22 protein-coding genes and 2 pseudogenes are annotated in these 21,354 nt (G+C 74.2%); 9 read left to right on the top strand and 15 right to left on the bottom strand.

Annotation, left to right across the window (positions count from 1 at the left end; all coding sequences use genetic code 11):
* Window positions 1-134 precede the first annotated feature (134 nt).
* On the bottom strand, window positions 135-1,415 hold the full coding sequence (locus tag ABZ497_RS27695; protein WP_359809075.1) for an MFS transporter: 1,281 nt from the start codon (window positions 1,413-1,415) through the stop codon (window positions 135-137).
* Window positions 1,416-1,741: 326 nt separating this feature from the next.
* On the opposite strand from ABZ497_RS27695, the gene ABZ497_RS27690 reads away from it, so the two are divergent.
* Complete coding sequence (locus ABZ497_RS27690) at window positions 1,742-3,241, top strand: glutamate synthase subunit beta (protein ID WP_359809115.1); 1,500 nt, start codon at window positions 1,742-1,744, stop codon at window positions 3,239-3,241.
* 88 nt (window positions 3,242-3,329) lie between these two features.
* Here the strand turns inward: ABZ497_RS27690 and ABZ497_RS27685 are convergent, their stop codons facing one another.
* Window positions 3,330-4,337: an NADP-dependent oxidoreductase gene (locus ABZ497_RS27685; RefSeq protein ID WP_329485779.1), complete on the bottom strand. Its 1,008-nt coding sequence runs from the start codon at window positions 4,335-4,337 to the stop codon at window positions 3,330-3,332.
* A 246-nt stretch (window positions 4,338-4,583) separates the two neighbouring features.
* Between ABZ497_RS27685 and ABZ497_RS27680 the strand changes: the two genes are divergently transcribed.
* The 4 genes from ABZ497_RS27680 to ABZ497_RS27665 all read left to right on the top strand — a co-directional run bounded on the left by ABZ497_RS27680 (window position 4,584) and on the right by ABZ497_RS27665 (window position 8,567).
* The gene (locus tag ABZ497_RS27680) at window positions 4,584-5,900 is read left to right on the top strand and encodes a DUF3533 domain-containing protein (protein ID WP_359809073.1); all 1,317 of its coding nucleotides are present in this window, start codon (window positions 4,584-4,586) and stop codon (window positions 5,898-5,900) included.
* A 64-nt stretch (window positions 5,901-5,964) separates the two neighbouring features.
* Entirely contained in the window at window positions 5,965-6,618 is a 654-nt protein-coding gene (locus ABZ497_RS27675; protein ID WP_329485777.1) for a TetR family transcriptional regulator, read from the top strand.
* Window positions 6,619-6,656: 38 nt separating this feature from the next.
* On the top strand, window positions 6,657-7,433 hold the full coding sequence (locus ABZ497_RS27670) for an SDR family NAD(P)-dependent oxidoreductase (protein WP_359809071.1): 777 nt from the start codon (window positions 6,657-6,659) through the stop codon (window positions 7,431-7,433).
* Between the two features lie 93 nt (window positions 7,434-7,526).
* On the top strand, window positions 7,527-8,567 hold the full coding sequence (locus tag ABZ497_RS27665) for an NAD(P)-dependent alcohol dehydrogenase (protein WP_359809069.1): 1,041 nt from the start codon (window positions 7,527-7,529) through the stop codon (window positions 8,565-8,567).
* 105 nt (window positions 8,568-8,672) lie between these two features.
* Here ABZ497_RS27665 and ABZ497_RS27660 read toward each other — a convergent pair whose 3' ends face one another.
* Window positions 8,673-9,905 carry a serine hydrolase domain-containing protein gene (locus ABZ497_RS27660; protein ID WP_359809068.1) on the bottom strand — a complete coding sequence of 411 codons (1,233 nt, stop codon included), beginning with the start codon at window positions 9,903-9,905 and terminating at the stop codon, window positions 8,673-8,675.
* A 405-nt stretch (window positions 9,906-10,310) separates the two neighbouring features.
* Here ABZ497_RS27660 and ABZ497_RS27655 point away from each other — a divergent pair, with 405 nt between their 5' ends.
* Both ABZ497_RS27655 and ABZ497_RS27650 read left to right on the top strand, forming a co-directional pair.
* Window positions 10,311-10,967, top strand: coding sequence for a GPP34 family phosphoprotein (locus ABZ497_RS27655; protein WP_359809066.1), 657 nt, complete (start codon window positions 10,311-10,313; stop codon window positions 10,965-10,967).
* A gap of 300 nt (window positions 10,968-11,267) precedes the next feature.
* The gene (locus tag ABZ497_RS27650; RefSeq protein WP_329485772.1) at window positions 11,268-11,900 is read left to right on the top strand and encodes an NAD(P)H-dependent oxidoreductase; all 633 of its coding nucleotides are present in this window, start codon (window positions 11,268-11,270) and stop codon (window positions 11,898-11,900) included.
* A gap of 109 nt (window positions 11,901-12,009) precedes the next feature.
* On the opposite strand, the gene ABZ497_RS27645 is transcribed toward ABZ497_RS27650, so the two are convergent.
* Together ABZ497_RS27645 and ABZ497_RS27640 are read right to left on the bottom strand one after the other, a co-directional pair.
* A complete protein-coding gene (locus ABZ497_RS27645; protein ID WP_359809064.1) occupies window positions 12,010-12,678 on the bottom strand; it encodes a hypothetical protein in 669 nt (222 codons plus the stop codon).
* Between the two features lie 199 nt (window positions 12,679-12,877).
* Window positions 12,878-12,994, bottom strand: a complete 117-nt coding sequence (locus ABZ497_RS27640; RefSeq protein ID WP_359809062.1) for a dienelactone hydrolase family protein — start codon at window positions 12,992-12,994, stop codon at window positions 12,878-12,880.
* Window positions 12,995-13,325: 331 nt separating this feature from the next.
* On the opposite strand from ABZ497_RS27640, the pseudogene ABZ497_RS27635 reads away from it, so the two are divergent.
* Window positions 13,326-13,892, top strand: a pseudogene (locus ABZ497_RS27635) (aminoglycoside phosphotransferase family protein); the annotation flags it as partial.
* A gap of 18 nt (window positions 13,893-13,910) precedes the next feature.
* Here the strand turns inward: ABZ497_RS27635 and ABZ497_RS27630 are convergent.
* The 8 genes from ABZ497_RS27630 to ABZ497_RS27595 all read right to left on the bottom strand — a co-directional run bounded on the left by ABZ497_RS27630 (window position 13,911) and on the right by ABZ497_RS27595 (window position 19,911).
* Window positions 13,911-15,344 carry an MFS transporter gene (locus tag ABZ497_RS27630; RefSeq protein ID WP_359809114.1) on the bottom strand — a complete coding sequence of 478 codons (1,434 nt, stop codon included), beginning with the start codon at window positions 15,342-15,344 and terminating at the stop codon, window positions 13,911-13,913.
* 44 nt (window positions 15,345-15,388) lie between these two features.
* Window positions 15,389-17,356: a glycoside hydrolase family 15 protein gene (locus tag ABZ497_RS27625; protein WP_359809061.1), complete on the bottom strand. Its 1,968-nt coding sequence runs from the start codon at window positions 17,354-17,356 to the stop codon at window positions 15,389-15,391.
* Between the two features lie 53 nt (window positions 17,357-17,409).
* A complete protein-coding gene (locus ABZ497_RS27620; protein WP_359809059.1) occupies window positions 17,410-17,610 on the bottom strand; it encodes a hypothetical protein in 201 nt (66 codons plus the stop codon).
* 232 nt (window positions 17,611-17,842) lie between these two features.
* The gene (locus tag ABZ497_RS27615; RefSeq protein ID WP_359809057.1) at window positions 17,843-18,295 is read right to left on the bottom strand and encodes a VOC family protein; all 453 of its coding nucleotides are present in this window, start codon (window positions 18,293-18,295) and stop codon (window positions 17,843-17,845) included.
* A gap of 121 nt (window positions 18,296-18,416) precedes the next feature.
* Window positions 18,417-18,827, bottom strand: coding sequence for a VOC family protein (locus tag ABZ497_RS27610; protein WP_359809055.1), 411 nt, complete (start codon window positions 18,825-18,827; stop codon window positions 18,417-18,419).
* A 153-nt stretch (window positions 18,828-18,980) separates the two neighbouring features.
* Entirely contained in the window at window positions 18,981-19,208 is a 228-nt protein-coding gene (locus ABZ497_RS27605; protein WP_359809054.1) for a DUF6296 family protein, read from the bottom strand.
* Entirely contained in the window at window positions 19,205-19,378 is a 174-nt protein-coding gene (locus ABZ497_RS27600) for a hypothetical protein (RefSeq protein ID WP_359809052.1), read from the bottom strand. The genes ABZ497_RS27605 and ABZ497_RS27600 overlap by 4 nt, the downstream gene beginning before the upstream one ends.
* Window positions 19,375-19,911 (bottom strand): STAS domain-containing protein, encoded by a 537-nt coding sequence (locus ABZ497_RS27595; protein ID WP_359809050.1) that lies wholly within the window; start codon window positions 19,909-19,911, stop codon window positions 19,375-19,377. The genes ABZ497_RS27600 and ABZ497_RS27595 overlap by 4 nt, the downstream gene beginning before the upstream one ends.
* 135 nt (window positions 19,912-20,046) lie before the next feature.
* Between ABZ497_RS27595 and ABZ497_RS27590 the strand changes: the two genes are divergently transcribed.
* Window positions 20,047-20,430, top strand: coding sequence for a helix-turn-helix domain-containing protein (locus tag ABZ497_RS27590; protein WP_359809049.1), 384 nt, complete (start codon window positions 20,047-20,049; stop codon window positions 20,428-20,430).
* Between the two features lie 95 nt (window positions 20,431-20,525).
* Here ABZ497_RS27590 and ABZ497_RS27585 read toward each other — a convergent pair whose 3' ends face one another.
* The gene (locus ABZ497_RS27585) at window positions 20,526-21,098 is read right to left on the bottom strand and encodes a dihydrofolate reductase family protein (protein ID WP_329485761.1); all 573 of its coding nucleotides are present in this window, start codon (window positions 21,096-21,098) and stop codon (window positions 20,526-20,528) included.
* Window positions 21,086-21,354, bottom strand: a pseudogene (locus ABZ497_RS27580) (hypothetical protein); the annotation flags it as partial. The gene ABZ497_RS27585 and the pseudogene ABZ497_RS27580, both read right to left, overlap by 13 nt.

Genomic DNA, 21,354 nt, shown 5'->3' with positions numbered 1-21,354 from the left:
GACAAGGGCGGGCGGGGCGCGGTACGGCGGGGTGACGGCGGGCGGCGGCCGGGGCGGCCGGTACGGCGGTCGGGCGGGTACGGCGGGCGGTCGCCCGGCGCTCGGCCGCCCGGTGGGGGAGGGCCGGTACGCGGCTAGTGGTCGGCGGGGACGGGCCGCGCGGCGGGCGCGCGCCGCCGACGGGCGCCGACCCCCACCATCAGCAGGAACCCGGCGGCCAGCGCGATCGGCACGGCGTGCGAGAAGCCGACCACCGTGAGCGGGCTGAACCGCTCCATCAGCCCGGCGCTGAGCAGCATCCCGACGCCCATGCCGAGGCTCTCGGCGCTCGCCACCAACCCGAACGCCTGGCCGCGCCGGTCGTCGTCGACGGCCTGGATCCGGGTGGTGTAGGAGATCTCAGTGAAGCCGTCGGCGAGCCCGGCGCCGAGCGCGACGACGAGGAAGAGCGGGGTCGGCAGCCCGGTGAAGGCGAGGATGAAGCAGGTGGACATCAGTGCGGTGCCGACCGCGAAGGCCCGCTCGCCCGGCTCCCGGCCGCGTTTGACGAGCAGTCGGGAGACCAGCTGGTGGGCGCCCAGGCTGCCGACCGCCCAGGTGGCCCAGAACAGGCCCAGCACGGCAGCCGGGTTCTCCGGGGACGTCCGGGTCGCGAACACCGGCAGGCCGATGTTGTGCGCGGCGGAGCCGAAGGCGTCGACCAGCCGGATGGCGACCATCGCGCCGATCACCGGCAGGGTGCGCAGCAGCACCAGCCCGGCGAACCGGCCGCCCGGCTCGGCCGCCGGGCGCGCCGTCGCTCCGTCGCGCTCGGCCCGGGTGCGCAGCGGCAGTCGCAGCACGACCGTGCTGAACACGACGAAGCTGGCGGCGTCGGTGAGCAGCGCGGCCTGGAACCCGGCCCAGGCCACCAGCACGCCGGCCGAGGCGAACCCGAGCACCATCGCCGTCGAACGCCCGGTCACCAGCACCCCGTTGGCGCGGGCCCGGTGCTCCGGGCCGACCATCTCGGGCACGCTGCTGCGCAGCGCGACGGCGCTGAGCGTGCCGGCCGCGCCGAAGAGCAGGGCCAGTGGGTAGAGCACCGGGATCCGCAGGTGGTCGGGGACGATCGCGAGCGCCACCAGGCCGGTGGCCTGGGTGAAGGCGCAGCCGACCATCAGCAGCCGGCGGTCGAGGCGGGCGACGACGCGCCCGGCGAGCACGCCGGCGCCGAAGCCGCCGAGCAGACGCAGCGTCAGGTAGCCGGCGGTGCCGAGGGCGTTGCCCGCGGCCTCGTAGGCGAAGAGGCTGAGCGCGACCATGTTGAGCTGGCTGCCGTAGCTGGAGACGGCGTCCCCGACGGCGAGCCGGTAGAACGGCCTGGGCAGGGCGCTCGTGGCGGTACCCCGGCTCGGAACGGTGTGATCCCCCACGACGGCTCCATTGCCATGTGACATTTCATCTGGATCCTAGGGCGGCGCCGTCGGCGGGATCAAGGGGTTCGACCGCTCACGGCGCTAAGACCATACGACGGTACGCCGTCAATTCGGACCGGAACGTTCACTTCCGGCCAGCCGGCGCCCGAGCATGGCCGACCGAGGCGCCCTGGCGACGGCCGGCCGCTGTCGCCGGGCGGTTCGCGGGCGTACGGTGGCGACACGGTGGTGCGCAGTGCGGTCGCGCGCCCGTCGGGGCGCGGGACGGCGGCGCCACCGCCCCACGATGGCACGCCCCGCCGGAGACCGCGATGGCTGATCCCCTGGCCGACCGCATGGCCTTCTTCACCACGCCCCGGCACCCCCGTGAGCGCCGGGACCCGCAGGAGCGGCTGGGGGACTGGCGCGAGGTCTACCGGGAGGGCGCGACGCTGCCGGTCGCCGGTGACCAGGCCGCCCGCTGCATGGACTGCGGTCTGCCCTTCTGCCACCACGCCTGCCCGCTCGGAAACCTCGTCCCGGACTGGAACACCCTGGTCGCCCACGACGACTGGCGCGCGGCCGCCGCGCGTCTGCTGGCCACCAACAACTTCCCCGAGTTCACCGGCCGGCTCTGCCCCGCCCCGTGCGAGAGCGCCTGCGTACTGGCGATCGACGCGGAGGCCGTGACGATCAAGAACATCGAGCTGGCGATCGCCGACCGGGCCCTGGAGAGCGGCTACGACCTGCCGCAGCCGCCCGAGCGGCTGACCGGCCTGCGGGTGGCCGTGGTCGGTTCGGGCCCCGCCGGGCTGGCCGCCGCCCAGCAGCTGACCCGGGCCGGCCACACCACGACCGTCTACGAACGCGCCGACCGGATCGGCGGCCTGCTGCGCTACGGCATCCCGGCGTTCCGGCTGGAGAAGCACCGGCTGGACCGGCGGATCGACCAGATGCGGGCCGAGGGCACGGTCTTCCGCACCGGCGTCGCGGTCGGCCGCGACCTGCCCGCCGACGAACTGCGCGCCCGCAGCGACGCCCTGGTGGTGGCGGTCGGCGCGACCCGCTGCCGCGACCTCCCGGTACCCGGCAGCGAGCTGGCCGGCGTGCACCAGGCCATCAGCTACCTGACCCTCGCCAACCGGGTCGACGAGGGCGACTACCCCGTCTCGCCGGTCTCCGCCGAGGGACGCCACGTAGTGATCGTCGGCGGCGGCGACACCGCCGCCGACTGCCTGGGCACCGCGCTGCGCCAGCGGGCCGCGACGGTCACCCAGTTCGACATCAACCCCCGCCCGCCCGGGCGCCGCGCCTCCGGCCAGCCCTGGCCCGTGCACCCCAAGGTCTACCGGGTGACCACCTCGCACGAGGAGGCCGGCGGCCCGGCCGCCGAGCCCCGGGTGTTCGCGGCGGCCACGGTGGGGTTCGAGGCGGGCCCGGACGGCCGGCTGGCGGCCGTCCGCTTCGCCGAGGCGCGGCGGGGAGACCGCAGCCCCCGGCCCGGGACCGAACGCACCCTCCCGGCGGACCTCGCCCTGCTGGCCCTCGGCTTCGCCGGCCCGGGCTTCCCCGGTGCCGGCTTCTCCGGGCCCGGCCGGGACGGCGGGCTGGTCGGCCAACTCGGCCTCGCCGTCGGCCCGCGGGGCACCCTCGTCCGCGACGAGGAGTTCGCCGGCGGGGCGGACGGGGTGTTCGTCGCGGGCGACGCCGGGCGCGGCCAGTCGCTGATCGTCTGGGCGATCGCCGAGGGCCGGGCGGTGGCCGCCGCCGTCGACCGCCACCTGCGCGGGCGCACCGAACTGCCCGCACCGGTCTCGCCGTCCGACGGCCCGCTCACCGTCTGAGCGCCCGCCGCGTCGCGGTCCGTCGCGCCGCCGCGCGCCGCCCGTCGCGCCGCCGCGCGGGCCCTCACCGCGGCGCCGCCCGGGCCGGTCAGACGAGTTCGAGCACCAGCTTGCCGGTGTTCTCGCCCCGGAAGAGCATCTGCAGGGTCTGCGGGAAGTCGTCCACCGTGCCCCGGACCACGTGCTCCAGCACCTTGATCCGCCCCTCGGCGATCCAGCCGCCGAGTTCCCGCGCGGCCTCCTTGTAGCGCGGCGCGTAGTCGAACACCACGAAGCCCTCCATCCGGGCCCGGCGCACCAGCAGCGACAGGTAGTTCGACGGCCCCTGGACGTCGGTGGCGTTGTACTGGCTGATCGCGCCGCAGACGACCACCCGGGCGCGCATCGCCAGGCAGGCCAGGGCGGCGTCCAGGATCTCCCCGCCGACGTTGTCGAAGTACACGTCGATGCCGTCCGGCACCAGGGTGCGCAGCGCCTTCCGGACGTTCCCGGCGCGGTAGTCGACCGCCGCGTCGAAGCCGAGCTCGTCCGTCAGCACGGCGCACTTCTCGGCGCCGCCGGCGATGCCGACGACCCGGCAGCCCTTCGCCTTGGCGATCTGGCCGACCATGCTGCCCACGGCGCCCGCGGCGCCGGAGACCACCACCGTCTCGCCCTCCTTCAGCGCGCCGACGTCCAGCAGGCCGAAGTACGCCGTCATGCCCGGGCTGCCGAGCGCGCCGAGGAAGGTCGACGGCGAGGCGAGCGCGGGGTCGATCCGCACGGCGCCCTTCCCGTCGGAGACCACGTGCTCCTGGACGCCGAAGAGGCCCGCGACCAGGTCGCCGATGGCGAAGCCGGGGTGGTTGGACTCGGTGACCTCGACGACCGACCCGGCCCGCATCACCTCGCCGATCCCGACCGGCGGCAGGTAGGAGGGGCGGTCGTCCAGCCAGCCGCGCATCGCCGGGTCCAGCGAGAGGTAGCGGGTGCGGCCGGCGAACCGGCCCTCGCCCGGCGCCGCGGCCGGCTCGGTGACGTGTTCCCAGTCCTCTGGGCCGATCTCGCCCACCGGCCGGCGGGCGAGGCGGATCTGACGGTTCTCTGCGGACAACATGGCGGCTCCCGGTGGCTGGACTGAGCTGGAGCGCGGTACGGCGGACCTCCCGCGACGAGGGAGAGTCTAAGCAAGCGCTTAGTCAGTGCGCCAGGGCGGGACCGGCGGTCCCGCCTCCGACCCGGTCCGGATGCTGCCGACCGGGTCGGCCTGCGGGCTGTTCGGGCGAGGCGCGCCGGTCGGACGGAGGTCGGCCGCTACCTTCTGGCGGGGGCGGGACGACCGGACGACGCGCACGGGAGAGCCATGACTTCGAAGCGGCCCGAGGGCGGGGTGGCGGTGGTACGGGTACGGGCCTCGCAGGTGCTCCGCAACCCCAAGGTCTGGATGGTTCCGACCGTCATCGTCGGCACGGTGGCCTTCCTGCTGTCGCTGCTCTACCTGGGCGGCATCATCAACCCCCGGGCGGACCTGCACCGGTTGCCGATCGGCCTGGTCAACGCCGACCAGGGGGCCGTCGTGGCGGGCCAGCCGCAGAACCTCGGCGCGCAGATCACGGCCGGCATCGCGGCCGCGCCGGACCCGCAGGGGCAGGTCTCCTGGCGGCTGCTCGACCAGGCCGCCGCCGACGACCAGCTGGCCTCGGGCAAGCTCGCGGGCGCGCTGGAGGTCCCGGCCGGCTTCACCGCCGCCGTGGCCGCGCTGGGCGCGCCCGCGCAGCCGATGCCGCCGCGGCCCACGCTGACGGTGCTGACCAACCCCGGGGTGGGCAGTCTCGCGTCCTCGCTGGCCTCCTCGATCACCCAGGCGGCCGCGCAACAGGCCTCGACGCAGCTCGGCAAGACCCTGACGGCGCAGGCGCAGGCCCAGCCGGCGGCCGGCGGCGGTGCGGCGATCAACGCGACGCTGCTCCAGCTGGCCGACCCGGCGGCCGTCGAGGTCAAGGTCGGCCACCCCATCGGCCCGCACAGCGGGCTGGGCCTGACGGCGTTCTACTACACGCTGCTCCTCGTGCTGGCCGGCTTCCTGGGCGCGAACGTGATCAGCAACGGTGTGGACGTGGCGCTCGGCTACGCGGCCAGCGAGCTGGGACCGCTGCGGATGCAGCACCCGCTGGTGCCGATCAGCCGCACCCAGACGCTGACCGTCACCTGCGTGATGTCCGTCTGCCTCTCGGTGCTGACCTCCAGTCTGGTGATGCTGGCGACCGTGGTGGTGCTCGGGATGGACGCCTCGCACCTGCCGCTGCTCTGGGTCTTCTCGGTCTGCGCCAGCGCGGCGGTCGGGCTCGGCGCGCAGGCCCTGATCGCCGCGTTCGGCGGGATCGGGCAGCTGATCAGCATGTTCGTCTTCATCGCCCTTTCACTGCCGTCCTCCGGGGCGACCATCCCGCTCCAGGCGCTGCCGACCTTCTACCGGGGGCTGGCGGTGTTCGAGCCGATGCGCCAGCTCAGCGACGGCGTCCGGGCCATCCTCTACTTCGACGCGCAGGCCGACGCCGGGCTGGCGCGGGCCTGGGTGATGATCGCGATCGGCACGGTCGCGGCCCTGGTCTTCGGCTTCGCGATGACCACCTACTACGACCGCAAGGGCCTGCACCGGTTCCATCCCGAACCGAGCTGACCTGCCGGATGTCCCGCCGGGACTCATGTCCCAGTGGGACATTTCCGGGTGTACGGTGGACGACGTGAGCATCGAAGAGGCAGCGGGAGCGGCCCCCGAGGGCCGGCGCGAACGCAAGGCACGCCGAACCCGGGAGTCGCTGGCCGCCGCGGCCCTGCGGCTGGTCCTGGAGCGGGGCCTGGCCGCCGTCTCCGTGGAGGACGTCACCGACCTGGCCGACGTCTCCCGGCGCACCTTCAGCCGGTACTTCCCCTCCCGGGAGGACGCCGTACTGGACTGCCTGCGGGCCGACTTCGCCCGGATCAACGCGGCCCTGGCCGAGCGCCCCGCCGCCGAGACCCCGCTGACCGCGTACCGCGCGGCCCTGCGGGTCTGGCTGCGGGACGACCTCGACCCGGCCTGGCACCGGCGCCCCGGCGTCCGCGAGCTGTTCGGCCTGATCGCCGCGGAACCCGCACTGACCGCCGCCTACCGGCGGATCTGCGTCGACGAGGAGGAGGCGTCCATCCGGATCGCCGCCGCCCGGCTCGGCCTGGACGCCGAGCACGACCTGCGCCCGGCCGTCGCCATCGGCCTCGGCGTCGCGGCCCTCCAGGCCGCCTCCCGCGCCTGGGTCCGGCACCCCGCGACCGGCGCGGCCCCCGACCTGCCCGACCTGCTGGAGCAGGCCTTCGAGCTGCTCACCGCCGAACCGCCACCCGACGGCACGGCGGTGTGAACGAGCGCGCCCACCCGGCGCGCACCGGTACGAAAGGAATGACCGCCATGACCGGCATCGACTACACCCAGGAGTTCACCGGCCGGACCGCGCTGGTCACCGGAGGCGCCTCCGGCATCGGCCTCGCGGTGGCCCGGCGACTGGCGGCCGGCGGCGCCGCCGTCGCGATCGCCGACTTCGACCCGGCGGGCGCCCGCGAGGCCGCCGCCGAGCTGTCGGCCGCCGGAGCCCGCGCCCTGGCCGTCGACGTGGACGTCACCGACCCGGAGTCGGTGCGCGCCGCCGTCCGGGCCACCGTCGACGGGCTCGGCGCCCTCCACCTGGCCGTCAACAACGCCGGCATCGCCGGGGCGGCCGCCCCCACCGGCGCCTACGAGCCCGAGGACTGGCGGCGGGTGCTGGCCACCAACCTGGACGGCGTCTTCTACTCGCTGCGCTACGAGATCCCCGCCATCCTCGCGGCCGGCGGCGGCGCCGTCGTCAACATGGCCTCGATCCTCGGGACCAACGGCTTCGCCGGCTCGCCCGCCTACGCCGCCGCGAAGCACGGCGTGGTCGGCCTCACCAAGACGGCCGCCCTGGAGTACGCCGCCCAGGGCGTGCGGATCAACGCCGTCGGCCCGGGCTTCATCGACACGCCGCTGCTGCGCGACGCCGACGCCGCCGCCCGCGACGCGCTGGTCGCGCTGCACCCGGCCGGCCGGCTCGGCCGCGCGGAGGAGGTCGCCGAGCTGACCGCCTTCCTGCTGTCCGACCGGGCCTCCTTCGTCCACGGCAGCTACCACCTGGTCGACGGCGCCTACGCGGCCCGCTGACCCGGCCGATTCCGGGGGGGAGGGGGAACACCGCACGCCGCGCGCACCGGACGCCCGTCCCGAACGCGCCCGCACCGAAGGAGAGTCACGACGATGAAGGCAGTCCAGTACCGCACGGCCGGCGCCGCCCCCGAGGTGGTCACCGTCCCCGATCCGGAGCCCGGCCCCGGGCAGGTCCTGCTGAAGGTCACCGCAGCGGGCGTGTGCCACTCCGACATCGCCGTGATGAGCCTGCCCGCCGAGCAGCTGTCCTTCCCGCTGCCGCTGACCCTCGGCCACGAGGGCGTCGGCACCGTCGCGGCGCTCGGCGCCGGAGTGACCGGCGTCACCGAGGGCGACCCGGTCGCCGTGTACGGGCCCTGGGGCTGCGGCAGCTGCGCCAAATGCGCGGAGGGCAAGGAGAACTACTGCCTGCGCGCCGCCGAGCTCGGCATCCGCCCGCCGGGCCTGGGCGCCCCGGGCGCGATGGCGGAGTACATGATCGTCGACGACCCGCGGCACCTGGTGCCGCTCGGCGGTCTCGACCCGGTGCGGGCCGTCCCGCTGACCGACGCCGGTCTGACGCCCTATCACGCGATCAAGCGCTCGCTGGGCAAGCTGGTGCCGGGCAGCACCGCCGTGGTGATCGGCACCGGCGGCCTCGGCCATGTCGCGATCCAGCTGCTGCGCGCGATGACGGCGGCCCGGGTGGTCGCCCTGGACGTGACGGAGGAGAAGCTGGCCCTGGCCCGGGCGGTGGGCGCGCACGAGGCGGTGCTCTCGGACGCCTCGGCACCGGCGGCGGTCCGCGCCCTCACCGGCGGCGTCGGCGCCCAGGTGGTGCTGGACTTCGTCGGCGCCCCGCCGACGGTGGCCTCGGCCGGCGCGATGGCGGCGGTGGAGGGCGACGTGACGATCGTCGGCCTCGGCGGCGGCTCCCTGCCGGTCGGCTTCGGCACCCTCCCGTACGAGGTGTCGGTGGCCTCCCCGTACTGGGGCACCCGCTCCGAGCTGATCGAGGTGCTGGACCTCGCCCGGGCCGGCGCGGTCGAGGTGCACGTCGAGACCTACGGCATCGACGACGCCCCGCTGGCGTACGAGCGCCTGCACGCCGGGCTGATCAACGGCCGCGCGGTGATCCTGCCGAACGGCTGAGCGCGGGAGCGGCCCGGACCGCCCCGGCCCGTCCGGACCGTCCCGGCGCGGCCCCCGGACCGGCACCGCGGCGGTCCGAAGGCCGCGCCGGGGTCAGCGCCGGGGTCAGCGGCCGGGCGGGGTGGCGGAGGCCGTGGGCGCGGCGGCGCCGCCGCAGGTGGCCGTGTCGATCAACGCCTGGAAGGTGCGGCCGGTCGCCTCGCTCAGCTCGTAGGGATTCAGCGAGATCGCCAGCTGCCGGCGCCCGGCGGCGTCGCCCATCACGATCGTGCCGTAGCCCGCGATCCCGCCGCTGAGCCCCCAGTAGTCGCCGCAGGCGGTCGGGTACCGCACCAGCCCGAGCCCGTAGCCGCCCCCGGTGTCCGTGGTGACCTGCTGCTTCATCTCGGCCAGCTCGGCCGGGCCCAGCAACCTGCCGCCGAGCAGCGCGGCATTGAAGCGGGTGAGGTCGGCGGTGGTCGAGATCCCGGCGCCCGCCGGCCCGAAGGCGGAGGGGTTCTGCAGGGTGATGTCGACCGGGCCGTCGGCCCGCGGGAGGTACCCGTGGGCGTGCGGCCCGGGGACGAAGGGCGAGGAGCCGGGCATCGACGTCCCGTACAGGCCCAGCGGGCGGATGATGCGGCGCTCGACCTCGTCCGCCCAGGAGTGCCCGGTCGTCCGCTGGACGATCATCCCGAGCAGCACGTAGTTGGTGTTGGAGTAGTGCCACGGGCCGGGCTCCGAGTACGGCGGGTGGGCGTTGGCGAGGTCGACGACGTCCTGCGGCCGGTAGGTGGTCCAGCGCCCGACCCGCAGCCAGCGGTCGGCCGCCTCGCCCTCGGTGCTGAACCGGGCGTCGTCCGTGAAGTTGTAGAGACCGCTGGTGTGGTTCAGCAGCCGGCGCACGGTGATCGCGCCGCCGTTCGGTACGACCCCGGGCAGGTACCGCTCGACCGGGGCGTCCAGAGCGATCCTCCCCTCCGCGACCAGCTGGAGCACCACGGTGGCGGCGAGGGTCTTGGTGACGCTGCCGATCCGGAACCGGGCGTCCTCGGGCACCGGCGCCCCGCTGCGCAGGTCGGCGACGCCCGCCGCGCCCCGCCACACCCGGCGGCCGTCCTCGCGCACCTCGGCCTGCACGGCGCTGGAGCCGCCCTCCGACACCACGGCCCGGATCGCCCGGTCCAGCGCGGCGGCGTCGGTCGCGGGCCGCGCCGGGGCGGTTGCCACGACGCCACCGGGCGTCGCCGCGAGGGCCGCCGGCGCCGCGGTGCCCAGGAGGCCGGCCGTGGCCAGGGCGGCGATCGCGGCCCCGACGGCCGAGCGGCGGAGCCTTGACGGTGACGTGCTGACGGTCATGACGGTGTCCCTCCCGAGAAGCGCCGGATTCCCTTCCGGCTGATGCCAGCCTGGCCCCGGCCCGCCGGGGCGGGCGTCCGCCCGAGGTCGCGACGGCCTCCCCCGGGGGTGTCGTGCGGGCTCCGCCGGAAGGAGGAGGAGCCCGCCTGTCGACCGGGGCCGTCCGTCCCGTCGACGCGGTTCGGCTCGACGGTTTCGACTCGACGGGGTTCGACGAGCCCCAGCAGCCAGAAGTCGGCGCAGGGGCCGGCGCTGGTGACGGTCGGGTCCCCGGGCCGGCCAGCGCGGCCGGGGCCGGGCAGCTCCCCGGTCCGGGTGCGTGCCGCGGGGTACGCCGCAGGTGGGAGGCCGATGCCCTCCTGCGGGCGGATGGCGGCCGGGGCGGTGCGCCGTATCGTCGGCGGTATGAGCCGACCGCTGCACCTGGCCACCTACCTGATGGCCTACGACACCCGGGCCCAGGCCCTCCAGGACCGCACCCGGGCCGGGTTCCTGCTGCGCGCCGCCGCGCTGGCCGAGCTGGCCCAGCGCGGCGACCTCGTCGAGGACGGCCGGGGCCGGGTGCTGGTGGCGCCCGGCGCCGGCCCCGCCGGGGACCCGGTGCTGGACGCCGTCCTGGCCGAGGTGGCCGCACGGCGGCGCGGCTGGAAGTCGTGGATCAAACGCGGCCGCGAGGAGACGCTGGACGCCGTCGAGCAGCGGCTGGCCGTCCTCGGCGTGCTGACGGTCCGGGACCGTGACCCCTACGGCCCCGTCGTGCCGCGGCGGCCGGTGGCGATGCCCGACCCCCGGGAGGCGCTGGACCGGCAGCTCCGGGTGGCCGAACTGGTCCGTGGCGAGGAGCCGGTGGGCGAGGTGGCGTTCGCGGACGCGGTGCTGGCGGCGCTGGCCGCGCACGGGCAGGTGCGGCTGGTGCTGTCGCGCCAGGAGCAGCGGACGCACGCCGGGCGCATCGCGGCCCTCACCGCGCGGCTGGGGGAGCGGGCGCCCGGGCTGGCCAAGGCGGTCGACGGGCTGGGGACGACCATGGTGGCCGCGCAGGGCGGGATGGGCGGCGGCTGAGCACGGGGCGCCGGCCGCACAGGTGGGGGAGCGGCGGAGCAGGGCGCCGCGGAGCCGGTTCGTCGACGCAGCGAGTGGGCAGGAGTGGTGAAGCGCTTGCTTTGACGTCGGCGTCAATGTCTACCGTCGACATCGCGTACCGGCGCCGAACGGGCGGCGGAGACGCGTCCGGGGGCCTGGCCGGGTGTCCGGCCATGACCACCCGTGGTTCGACGGCACCGGAGACCGCGTCACACCGCTGACGCGGCCGACCGGTGGCGATGCTTTGATTCGCCCCTGATACAACCCGAGGTCGCCTTCATGCCTTCCCTGCTGCACATCGACGCGAGCATTCGTCACGACGGCTCCGTGTCCCGCGAGTTGTCCGCCTACTTCGCCACCCAGTGGCGCGAGAACCACCCCGACGGCGGTTACGTCTACCGCGACCTGGGTGCCGAGCCCGTCCCGCACATCACGCACGCCGTCCGCGAGGCCCTGCTCGACCCGAGCGGCGAGCACGGCGAGACCCCGGAGGAGCGGGCGCTCAGCGAGGCGGTCACCGCCGAGGTGCGCGAGGCGACCACGCTGATCATCGGCGCCCCGATGTACAACTACACCATCCCGTCGACGCTCAAGGCGTGGGTGGACCGTCTCGTCACCCCGGCCCACATGGTGGCTCCCGGCGGCGACCCGGGCCTGCTCAGCGGCAAGTCCGTCGTGGTGGTCACCGCCCGGGGCGGCTCCTACGCCCCCGGCACCCCCCGTGAGGGCTGGGACTACCAGGAGCCGTACCTGCGCGCCGTCCTGGGCGCGATCGGCCTGGCGGACGACCTGACCTTCGTCCACGCCGAGCTGACCCTGGCCGCGATCGTGCCGCAGATGGCCGCGCTCAAGCCGCTGGCGGAGAAGTCCCGGGACACCGCGTTCGAGACGCTCAAGACGCTGGCCGCCTGAGGGTCCGTCACGCGGTAGTCCTGTCGGTGGGTCGCGGGGTCGCGGCCGGGTGGTTCCCGGCGGCGGCCCCGCTCACGTCTCACGTCGGCCGTGGCCCCGGCCGGGGCGATCAGCCGCGCCCGGCGGGCCGGGTGATCCCGGCCCGCTCGGCGACGTCCAGCGCCGGCTTCAGCAGGAGCGGACGGCGGTCCTCGTGCTCCGGACCGGCCGCCGCCAGCAGGTCCGCCACCACCGCGGCGTCCACGGTGCGCGCCTCGGCGTGCCGGACGAACCGGGCGAGCGCATCGGTGAACGCCGCCGCGTCCGCGGGCCGGACGGCGGCGAGCTCGGCCGCCTCGTCGGCGAACTCCGCCTCCGAGCCCAACCACCCGGCGGCGCCGGACAGTCCGTCGTCGTCGAGCGACTCCGGGTACGGGATGCGGTGCCAGGCCCCGGCCTGCCACCAGTAGACGAAGCCGAACAGGTTCCCCTCGGCGTCCTCGCGCAGTGCCTCCCAGGGCAGCCACGACGGACCGCCGGCGAGGAAGTCGATCTGCCGGCCGTCGACGTGGGTCCGGCTGCCGTCGGAGTCCTGCCCGCAGAAGACGACGCCGCCGCCCTCGCACCGCGTGACGCGCCACCAGTAGGAGCCGCCCGTCGCGTCGCACCACACCCCGTGCTCGTCCAGCCAGTAGCCCTCGGGGTTGCCGTGGGCGGCCTCCAGGAGGGCGAAGGCGACGGCCCTCGCCCACACCCGGTCACCGCGGTCCAGATCCTCGGGCCGGCTCGGCCTGTGCATGATGCTGCTCCTCCTCAGGTGGGTCGAGCCCAGCCTGGCACACGCCACCGACAACGCGAGGAGCGGGCTCGCGCTCCTGCCGGAGGCGCCGCGCGGCGAGGTCATGGCGCAGGAGACGTCTACGGCACCGGCCGGTTCCGGTCCGGCGGCCGCACACGCCCCCGCCTGCCGGCGTCCGCGCGCGGAGGCCGGCAGGCGGTCACACACCCTTCAAGAACGCCCCCGCCCTGCGCCACGAGTCCTCGGCGGACTCCTTGTCGTACGGCGGGTGGCCCGGGAAGAAGAAGGCGTGCTGCGCCTCGGGGTAGACGACCACCGGTGCAGCACGAGCTGCTGGGCCGGTGCGGGAGTCGCCGGTACGGGGCTGGCCGGCGCGGCCGCGGCGGTCCCGGCCGACCCGGCCGCGAGGGCCGCGGCCGCGGTGGTGAGCGCGATGGCACTGCTGAGCGTTCGCATGGTCAATCCCCAATGGGGAGAGCGGAGTCGGGCCGTTCCGGACTGCCTCCAACCTCCCAGCCCGCCCCCCGTCACACCTCCGCCGCAGGAAGGTACCGGCTCCCCCCCGCCGGGGGAGCCGCTGCTCCTCCCCGGCTCACCGCGTGGCGTGGCGCGTCGCATTCGAGACCGATCCCGGTCGTGCCGAGGGCGTCCTGGACGACCTGGCCCGCACGCTCGACCTGATGCAGCGACACCGCGCGCCCCGCTACGGCCGGGTGGACGTAGTGGAGCTGGGTGGCGTCGCCCTCGGAAGCTCCTGCGAGCAGCTGGTGTTCGCCGGGCCCTGCGGAACCTCGGGGAGGCGGCGGGCCGCGACCCGAGGATCGTGCGGTGCACGGCCGGCTGGACGACCGTCTGCGGGAGCTGGCGGCCCTGGTGGCGCCGCGCGCCGAGTACGGACCGATCCACGGGGAACTGGGCCCGGACCACGTCCTGGTGAGCGCCGAAGGCCGTGCCGTCCTCATCGACATCGAGGGCCTGATGCACTTCGACGCCGAGTGGGAGCACGTCTTCCTCCGCCTGCGCTTCCACGAGCGCCACGCGGCCCTCGCCCGACCCGGCCTCGACCCGCGGCGCCCGGACCTCTACCTGCTGGCCATGCGCCTCTCCCTGGTGGCCGGCCCCTGCGACTGCTCGACGGCGACTTCCCCGACCGGGAGTTCATGCAGGGCATCGCCGAACACAACCTCCAGGAGGCGCTGGCCCTGCTCCCGTAGGGCCGCAGCCCCGCCGCGTCACGGCCGGGGCCGGGCGGCGGCCGGGGGTGGGGCGGTGGGGCCGGTGCGGGGGAGGCGGGTGGCGGCGGCGAGGCCGATGAGGGCGGCGACGGCGAGGGTGGCCATCGCGGCGGCGTAGGCGTTCTTGGTGAGGTTCGCGATCAGGATGGTGCCGGCGATGGCGGTGCCGAAGGAGGAGCCGAGGTTGGAGACGCTCCGGGACAGGCCGGAGATCTCGCCCTGTTGGTCCTCCGGGAAGGCGGACTGGACCACGTTCACGGAGGGGGTGAGCATGACGCCGAGGCCCAGGCCGATCAGCAGCAGGCCGGGGGCGAACGCCCAGGCGCTGGGGCTGCCGGCGACCAGGGCGAGCAGGACGGCGATGCCGCAGACGGCGAGGGCGAACCCGGTGATGATGAGGGTCCGCTGCGCGAAGCGCTCGGCGAGGCGTTCGGCGGCGAGCGAGGTGGCGAGCACCCCCACGGTGGCGGCGGTGAAGATGACGCCGGTCTCGATGGCGTCGTAGCCGCGGACCACCTGGAGGTAGGTGGCGACGGTGAACGAGGTTCCCATGAGCAGCAGCCACTGGGCGTTCTGCGTGACGAGGCCGAGGTTCGAGGTGCGGTCGCGGAAGAGGGCGGTCGACAGCAGCGGTTCCACGCCGGCGCGTTCCTCGCTGCGGATCCAGTGCAGGAACCAGGCCAGGACGAGGGCTCCGGCGGCGATCAGGCCGCCGGCGAGCCACAGGTTGTTGTCGGCGGCCAGGATGCCCATGACGATCAGGACCAGCCCGCCGGCGGACAGCACGGCGCCCCGGACATCGAAGTGGCGGTCGGGGGCGGGGGGCAGCGGGTCGACGAGGGTGCGGCTCAGCAGGATGATCAGCGCGATCACCACGGCCTGGAAGACGAACGCCGCGCGCCAGCTGATCGCGGAGGTGATCAGGCCGCCGATCAGCGGGCCCGCTGCCGCCCCGACGCCGCCGGCGGCCATGATGACCCCGAACGCGCGGGCACGGGAGGTCAGATCGGGGTACAGCAGGGTGGTCAGGATGTAGACCGGGGGGATGAGCAGGGCCGTGCCGACGCCTTCGAGGACGGAGTTGCCGAGGATCAGCACGCCCAGCCCCGGGGACACCGCGCTGAGGATCGCGCCGACCCCGTAGACGGCGAGGCCGGCGAGGAAGCAGCGCTTGCGGCCGAACCGGTCGGTCGCCTTGCCGCCCGGAATCATCAGGGCGGCCATGACGAGCAGGAACACGGTGATCGCGACCTGCACGCCCTGGACGGTGGTGTCCAGGTCGCGGCTGATGTCGTTGATCATCACGTTCATGTTGGAGCCGGCGAAGCTGCAGATGAACTGCGCCAGCGCGAGCGGCGCCAGCATGCGGGACCCGGCGCCCGGCCGGGCCGGACGGCGCTGTTCGCCGGCTGCGGGATCCTCGGTCACGATCGGCCTCTTCTCACGGCGGTCGGCCTCTTCTCACGGCGGGAGGATCAGGCGCCCGGCTGCTGTTCGGCGCGGTCGAGCTCCTTGTCGAGGGCGATGGCCGCTGCCACCAGCGCGAGATGGGTGAACGCCTGCGGGAAGTTGCCGAGTTGCTCGCCGGACGGGCCGATCTCCTCGGCGAACAGGCCGACGTGGTTGGCGTAGGTGAGCATCTTGTCGAAGGCGTAGCGGGCCTGGTGGACGCGGCCGGAGCGGGCGAGGGCCTCGACGTACAGGAAGCTGCACAGGCTGAAGGTGCCCTCCGACCCCTGGAGGCCGTCGGGCGAGGCCGCCGGGTCGTAGCGGTAGACCAGGCTGTCGCTGACGAGTTCGTCGGTCATCGCGTCCAGCGTGCTGAGCCAGTCCGGGTCGGTGGGCGACAAAAGTCCGACGCGGGGCATGAGGAGCAGGGAGGCGTCGAGCACCTCGCTGTCGTAGTGCTGGACGAAGGCCCGGCGTTTCTCGCTCCAGCCGCGCTCGGTGATCTGCCGGAAGACCGTGTCGCGGGCTTCGCGCCAGCGGGCGAGGTCGGCGGGACGGGAGTGCGTGGTGGCCAGTCGGATCGCCCGGTCGAAGGCGACCCAGGTCATCAGCCGGCTGTAGGTGAAGTTCTTCTGTCCGCCTCGGGTCTCCCAGATGCCCTCGTCCGGGCGGTCCCAGTGGCCGCACAGCCAGTCGATGAGATCGGCGAACACCTGCCAGCCGCGGATGCCGCCGATGTCCTCGCTCTGGGCCAGGGCGTAGGCCGCCTCGCCGTAGATGTCGAGCTGGATCTGGTCGGCCGCGGCGTTGCCGGCCCGCACGGGGGCGGAGCGCCGGTAGCCCTCCAGGTGGTCGAGGGCCTCCTCGGTCAGGTGGGGCTCCCCGTCGACGCGGTACATGATCTGCAGCGGCTCGCCGGAGGCGGTGCCGCCGGCCTCCAGCCGCTCGCGCATCCACCGCCGGAAGGCGTCGGCCTCGGCGGTGAAGCCGAGGTCGATCAGCGCGCGCACCGACAGTGACGCGTCCCGGACCCAGGTGTAGCGGTAGTCCCAGTTGCGCTCGCCGCCGATCTGCTCGGGCAGGCCCATGGTGGGCGCCGCGATCGGGGCACCCGTCGGCGCGTAGGTGAGCAGCTTGAGGGTGATCGCGGAGCGGACGACCATCTCGTGCCAGCGGCCCTTGTAACGGCAGGAGCGCAGCCAGCCGAGCCAGAAGTCCCGGCAGGCGTCGAACGCCGCGGTCACCTCCTCGACGGTCGGTGGTGGCCCGCCGGGGTGCCCGCCACGGGCGCCCGGCGCGCCGGTCTCGCTGGTGAGGACGACCGCGGCGCTCTCGCCCGCGTGCAGGGTGAAACGCGCGGAGACGTCATGGCCGTCGGCGTGGAGCGTGATCTGCTCGGTCGCCTGGACGTGCAGGTCGTCGTGGGGACCGTGGAAGACGGCGCTTCCGTCGTCGAGGCGGTCGAGGGTGTGCGAGGCGCGGCCGTAGTCGAAGCGGGGCCGGCAGATCAGCTCGAAGGGCAGGCTGCCGCGGACCACTCGGGCGACCCGGATCAGCCGGTGCCGTGCGGCCGGCTCGTCGGAGGTGATGGGTTCCATGAAGTCGATGACCTCGCCGACGCCCTGCTCGGCCAGGAACCGGGTGATGAGGATCGGCGTGTCCGGCAGGTAGAGCTGGCGCACCGTGGCGTCTTCTCCGAGGTCGGCGGCGAGGCGGCAGTGGCCGCCGCGGTCGCTGTCGAGCAGCGACGCGAACAGGCTGGGCGAGTCGAACCGGGGCGTGCACCACCAGTCCACGGTCCCGTCGGAGGCGATCAGCGCCGCGGTCTGCAGGTCTCCCACCAAGCCGTGGTTCGCGATCGGGGGGTAGTCGTTCATGGGCCACTCCTGCCGGGAGACGGCTTTCTCGGGACGTCGAGCCGCCGGACACTGCCGGCCCGGCGGCCTGCCTTGGTCAGGGCCGTTCCTCCATGCTGACCGCCGCCTCCCCGTCACCGCATCCCGGACCGGGCGGCCCCTCGGACGTCGGGGTCCGCTCCCGTCCCCCGTCAGTGGGTGGCCTGGACGGCGATGCCGACGAGCTGGAGGATCGCCTGCCCCCAGGCCGTGGTGGCGATCAGGACACCGAACACGACGGCGGTGAAGACGGTGAAGCCCTCGTCGACGCGGCTGCGGGAATGGGTGGGGCGCCGGAGCCGGACGAAGATGATGACCGCGAGGAACGCCGTCGCACTGATCGTGTACTGCACTGCCCACTCCGACCTGGGTAGACCCTGCGTGAGACGCCGGTCACCCGGAGTCCGATGATGTCGGGCCGAGCATGGCAGAGCGGCTCGGCCGGGCGGGTGGATTCCGGGAAATCCACCGCACTCGAACGATCGACCCGGATGGACAGGGCTGCGCCATACGGGTGGGGTGCCGGGGCGCCGGGGTGGCTATGGGGCAAGCAGCCGTGATCCCGCCCGCAGCCGGTCGGCGACCTCAGCCTCGCGTACGAAGGACCTGGAGATGGCTGCCGGACCCGGTCTCACCCTCACCTCGGCTCAGGGACCGACCTCGGCTCAGGGGCCGGCGTATTCGTACACGCCAACCGTGCGGGTGCCGCGGTACCGCGCGGTGACCGTTGGGGGTGGGTTGCGGCGGCATCACCACGGTGGCACCGGCCGCGCGTCCCTCCTCGACGGCTGCCGCCAGATCCGGGACGGCCAGGGTGGCGCTCACTCCGGCGAACGTCCGTACCGCGTCGTCCGGACCGCAGAACAGCAGGAAGGGCCCGACGCTCGCCAGCCGCACACCTGCGAAGGTGAAGCGGCTCGCGGTCCGGCCGGTCAGCCGTTCGTAGCAGGGGAGGGCCGCTTCCAGGTCGTCGACGCGCTGTCGTGCGATCACTGAGTCGATCTTCGAGTCGATGTTTGAGTCGATCTGCATCGGCATGCTGGAACACCTCCTCAGGTCGGGGTCCGCGGTCCATGCCTTGACCATGACCGCCGGCATCGGCTCGGGCCCGGTGGGGCCGGCGCCGGACCGCGCCGGCCCCACCGGGCCTTACGAAGGATCAGGCATCGCCCTCGCTCTGCCAGGTCGCCCGCTGGCGCAGCGAGATCCGGTTCCCGTCGGGATCCACGGCCTCGATCCGGATCCCGTACCCGTAGTCCTCCGGTTCGGGCTGGTCGAAGGTCACACCGCGCTCGCGGAGCACCTTGAAGTCCGCCCGCAGGTCGTCCGATTCGAGGAAGACCGGACCGGGCGTCGTGCCCGGCCGCAGCGCGGCCGGCTGCCCCGAGGCCGTGGCGTGCGGCCAGAGGATGATCTCCAACGGGCCGCCGGAGACACCTACGGTGAGGAAGCGCCCGTCAGGACCGGGGTAGTCGACGCGCTTCTCCAGGCCGAGCTGCTCCGTGTAGAACCTCAGCGCGCGGTCCTGGTCGGTGACATAGAGCGTTACGTACATGATGTTCGTCAGCACCGTGTGGTCCTTCCATCGGTCGGTCAGGCGGTCCGCCTCACTTCATCGACGGACCTCGCCGAAGGAACGTGACCGATGGACGGAGAAATCTTGACGGCCTGAGCGGGCCGGGCATCCGCGACGGCCCGGAGGGGGCCCCGCTGGTAGGGCGGGTCAGGGCATCGGAACGGCTTCCAGGCAGGGGCGGGCGGTGCCGTAGCCGGTGGGCAGGGCGAGGACTTCGGCGGTCGAGCCGTTGATCTGGAAGCGGAATCCGCCGGTGGTGTCCTCGTAGACGGGTTCGTGGGCCGGTCCGAGGCGGTCGGTGCGGTGCACGATGACGGTGCGTGTCGTGCCGTTCGGGCCGCGGACGGCGATGGCGTAGCGGGTGGCGTCCCTCACGGCGCACTGCCTCGCTGGTCGAAGCTGTTGTGCTGGCCGGCGAGGCCGGGCCGTTCGGCGACGGCCGGGAGCCGGCGTGCGGCTCCGGCGCGGATCCGTGCGGGGGCGGGCGCGGTGAGCCGGCGGACCACGCCGCGGGCGCGGCCGGTGGCCGGGGCCGGGGTGGTCATGGCAGGTGCTTCCCCTCGAGGATGGGGCTGGGGGTCTCGGCCGGGGTGTCGTTGAGGAGGCCGGTGGTGTGGACGGGTTTGGTGTGGAGGCCGGTTTTGGCGTCGGCGGGGCGGGTGCCGCCGGGCGGCGTGGCCCCGTCGGGGTGGCCGTCGAGGGTGAACAGGGCGGTGGTCTCGGTGAGGGCCAGGAGCCGCTCCAGGCGGGGGCCCGGGTCGGTGATCGTGAGGCGGCGTTTGGCGCGCAGGGCGGTCAGCCGCAGGCGCAGGAGCATGTTGAGGCCGTAGCTGTCGCAGAACGTGACGGCGGAGGTGTCGAGGTCGAGGCCGGTGCCGCTCTGGTGGAGCAGTTGTTCCAGGGTCTCGCGCATGCCGTCCGCGCTGTCCATGTCGATCTCCCCGGCCACCTGGACCAGGGTGCGGTGTGCTCCGGCGGTGACCGCGAGGTCCGGGCCGCCGGGCAGGCGCCGCGGTACGGACGGCGGCTGCACGGCGGAGCGCCCTGCGGCGCCGGTAGCGGACGGATCTTCGGTCATGGCCGGGTCCTCGGGGAGGTAAGGGGCGGGCTGAGACCCTTCCAGCGTGGCCCGCAGCCACATTCACGTCAAGAGATACCAGAAATTCGATTCAGGTGTAGCGAAATCTGAATCTTTCGTCTTACGGTAGGGGGCATGGCACACGAGGAACCCACGGCGAGAACAAGCTGGACGTTCGTGACCAACCACGCCCGCGTGCTGGCCGCGATCGCCCGCGACCCCGGCATCCGGCTGCGGGACATCGCCGTGGAGGTCCAACTGACCGAGCGCGCCGTACAGGCGATCGTGACCGACCTCGACCAGGGCGGCTACCTCACCCGCGACCGCGCCGGGCGACGCACCCACTACAGCATCGCCTCCGGCACCCTGCTCAGACACCCCGCCGAGGCCGGGCTCAGCATCAGCGCACTGCTCGACCTGCTCGCCCCCACCCGCAAGGACCGCGACCACGACGCCCCCACCGGCGACGGCGGTGCCCGCCGGGTGAACGGCACGTCGGCCGACCGGCCCCACCCCTGACCGCGCCACGCTTCGTCCACGGGATCGGGTGGTCGCCGCCCGGCCCGAACGGGGGCCGCGTACCTCGGCCCGCGAGCCCCGGTACCTCCCGCTGCTCAACGCCTCGTCTCGTACCTGGTCATGACCACGCCGCCGGGGAACGTCCGCGTCTCCACCAGGTTCAGGTCCACCCAGCTGTCCAGCGCGGTGAAGAACGGTGTCCCGCCGCCCACCAGGACCGGGTAGGTGGCGATCGCGTACTCGTCGATCAGCCCGGCGCGCATGGCCGCCCCGGCGAGCGTCGCGCCGCCGATGGTCATCGGGCCGCCGTCCTCGGCCTTGAGCCGGGTGATCTCGGCGATCGCGTCGCCGGTGACCAGGCGGGTGTTCCAGTCGACCTCCTCGGCCGTCATCGTCGAGGAGAACACCACCTTCGGTGTGTCCCGCCAGTTCCGCGCGAACGCGATCTCCCCCGGGGTGGCATCGGGCTGCTCGTCGCCGGTCGGCCAGTAAGAGCTCATCGTCTCCCACAGCTTGCGCCCGTACAGGGTCAGGCCACTCGCCCGCTCCTGGTCGAGCCACCACTGGAACAGCTCGTCGCTCGGCGGTCCGCTCCAGCCGATGTCGTCCCCGGCGGCGGTGACGTAGCCGTCCAGGGTCAGGTTCATGCCGTAGATCAGCTTCCGCATGGCCAGCCTTCCGTCGTGGGTGTCCGGCGTGGAGACCAGCGTGACGCGGGAAGCTCACCGGTGCGCGGTCCGACCCGCCGGTGTGGGCCGAGTCCGATCTGGCGTGGCCGGAGTCGCTCGGGCGGGCAGAGGTAGAACAGTTCGGGGTCCGCCTCGTCGAGGCCGTGGACCAGGCCGGCCGGGTGCCAGTCGAGCTGCTGCAACAGCAGCTGCATGGGATGGTTCGAGACGTTCGTCGAGGTGAACAGCTTCGGGG

This window comes from Kitasatospora sp. NPDC005751 (assembly GCF_040630835.1).
Taxonomy (GTDB): Bacteria; Actinomycetota; Actinomycetes; order Streptomycetales; family Streptomycetaceae; genus Kitasatospora.
This window is presented reverse-complemented; position numbering and strand designations above follow the sequence as displayed.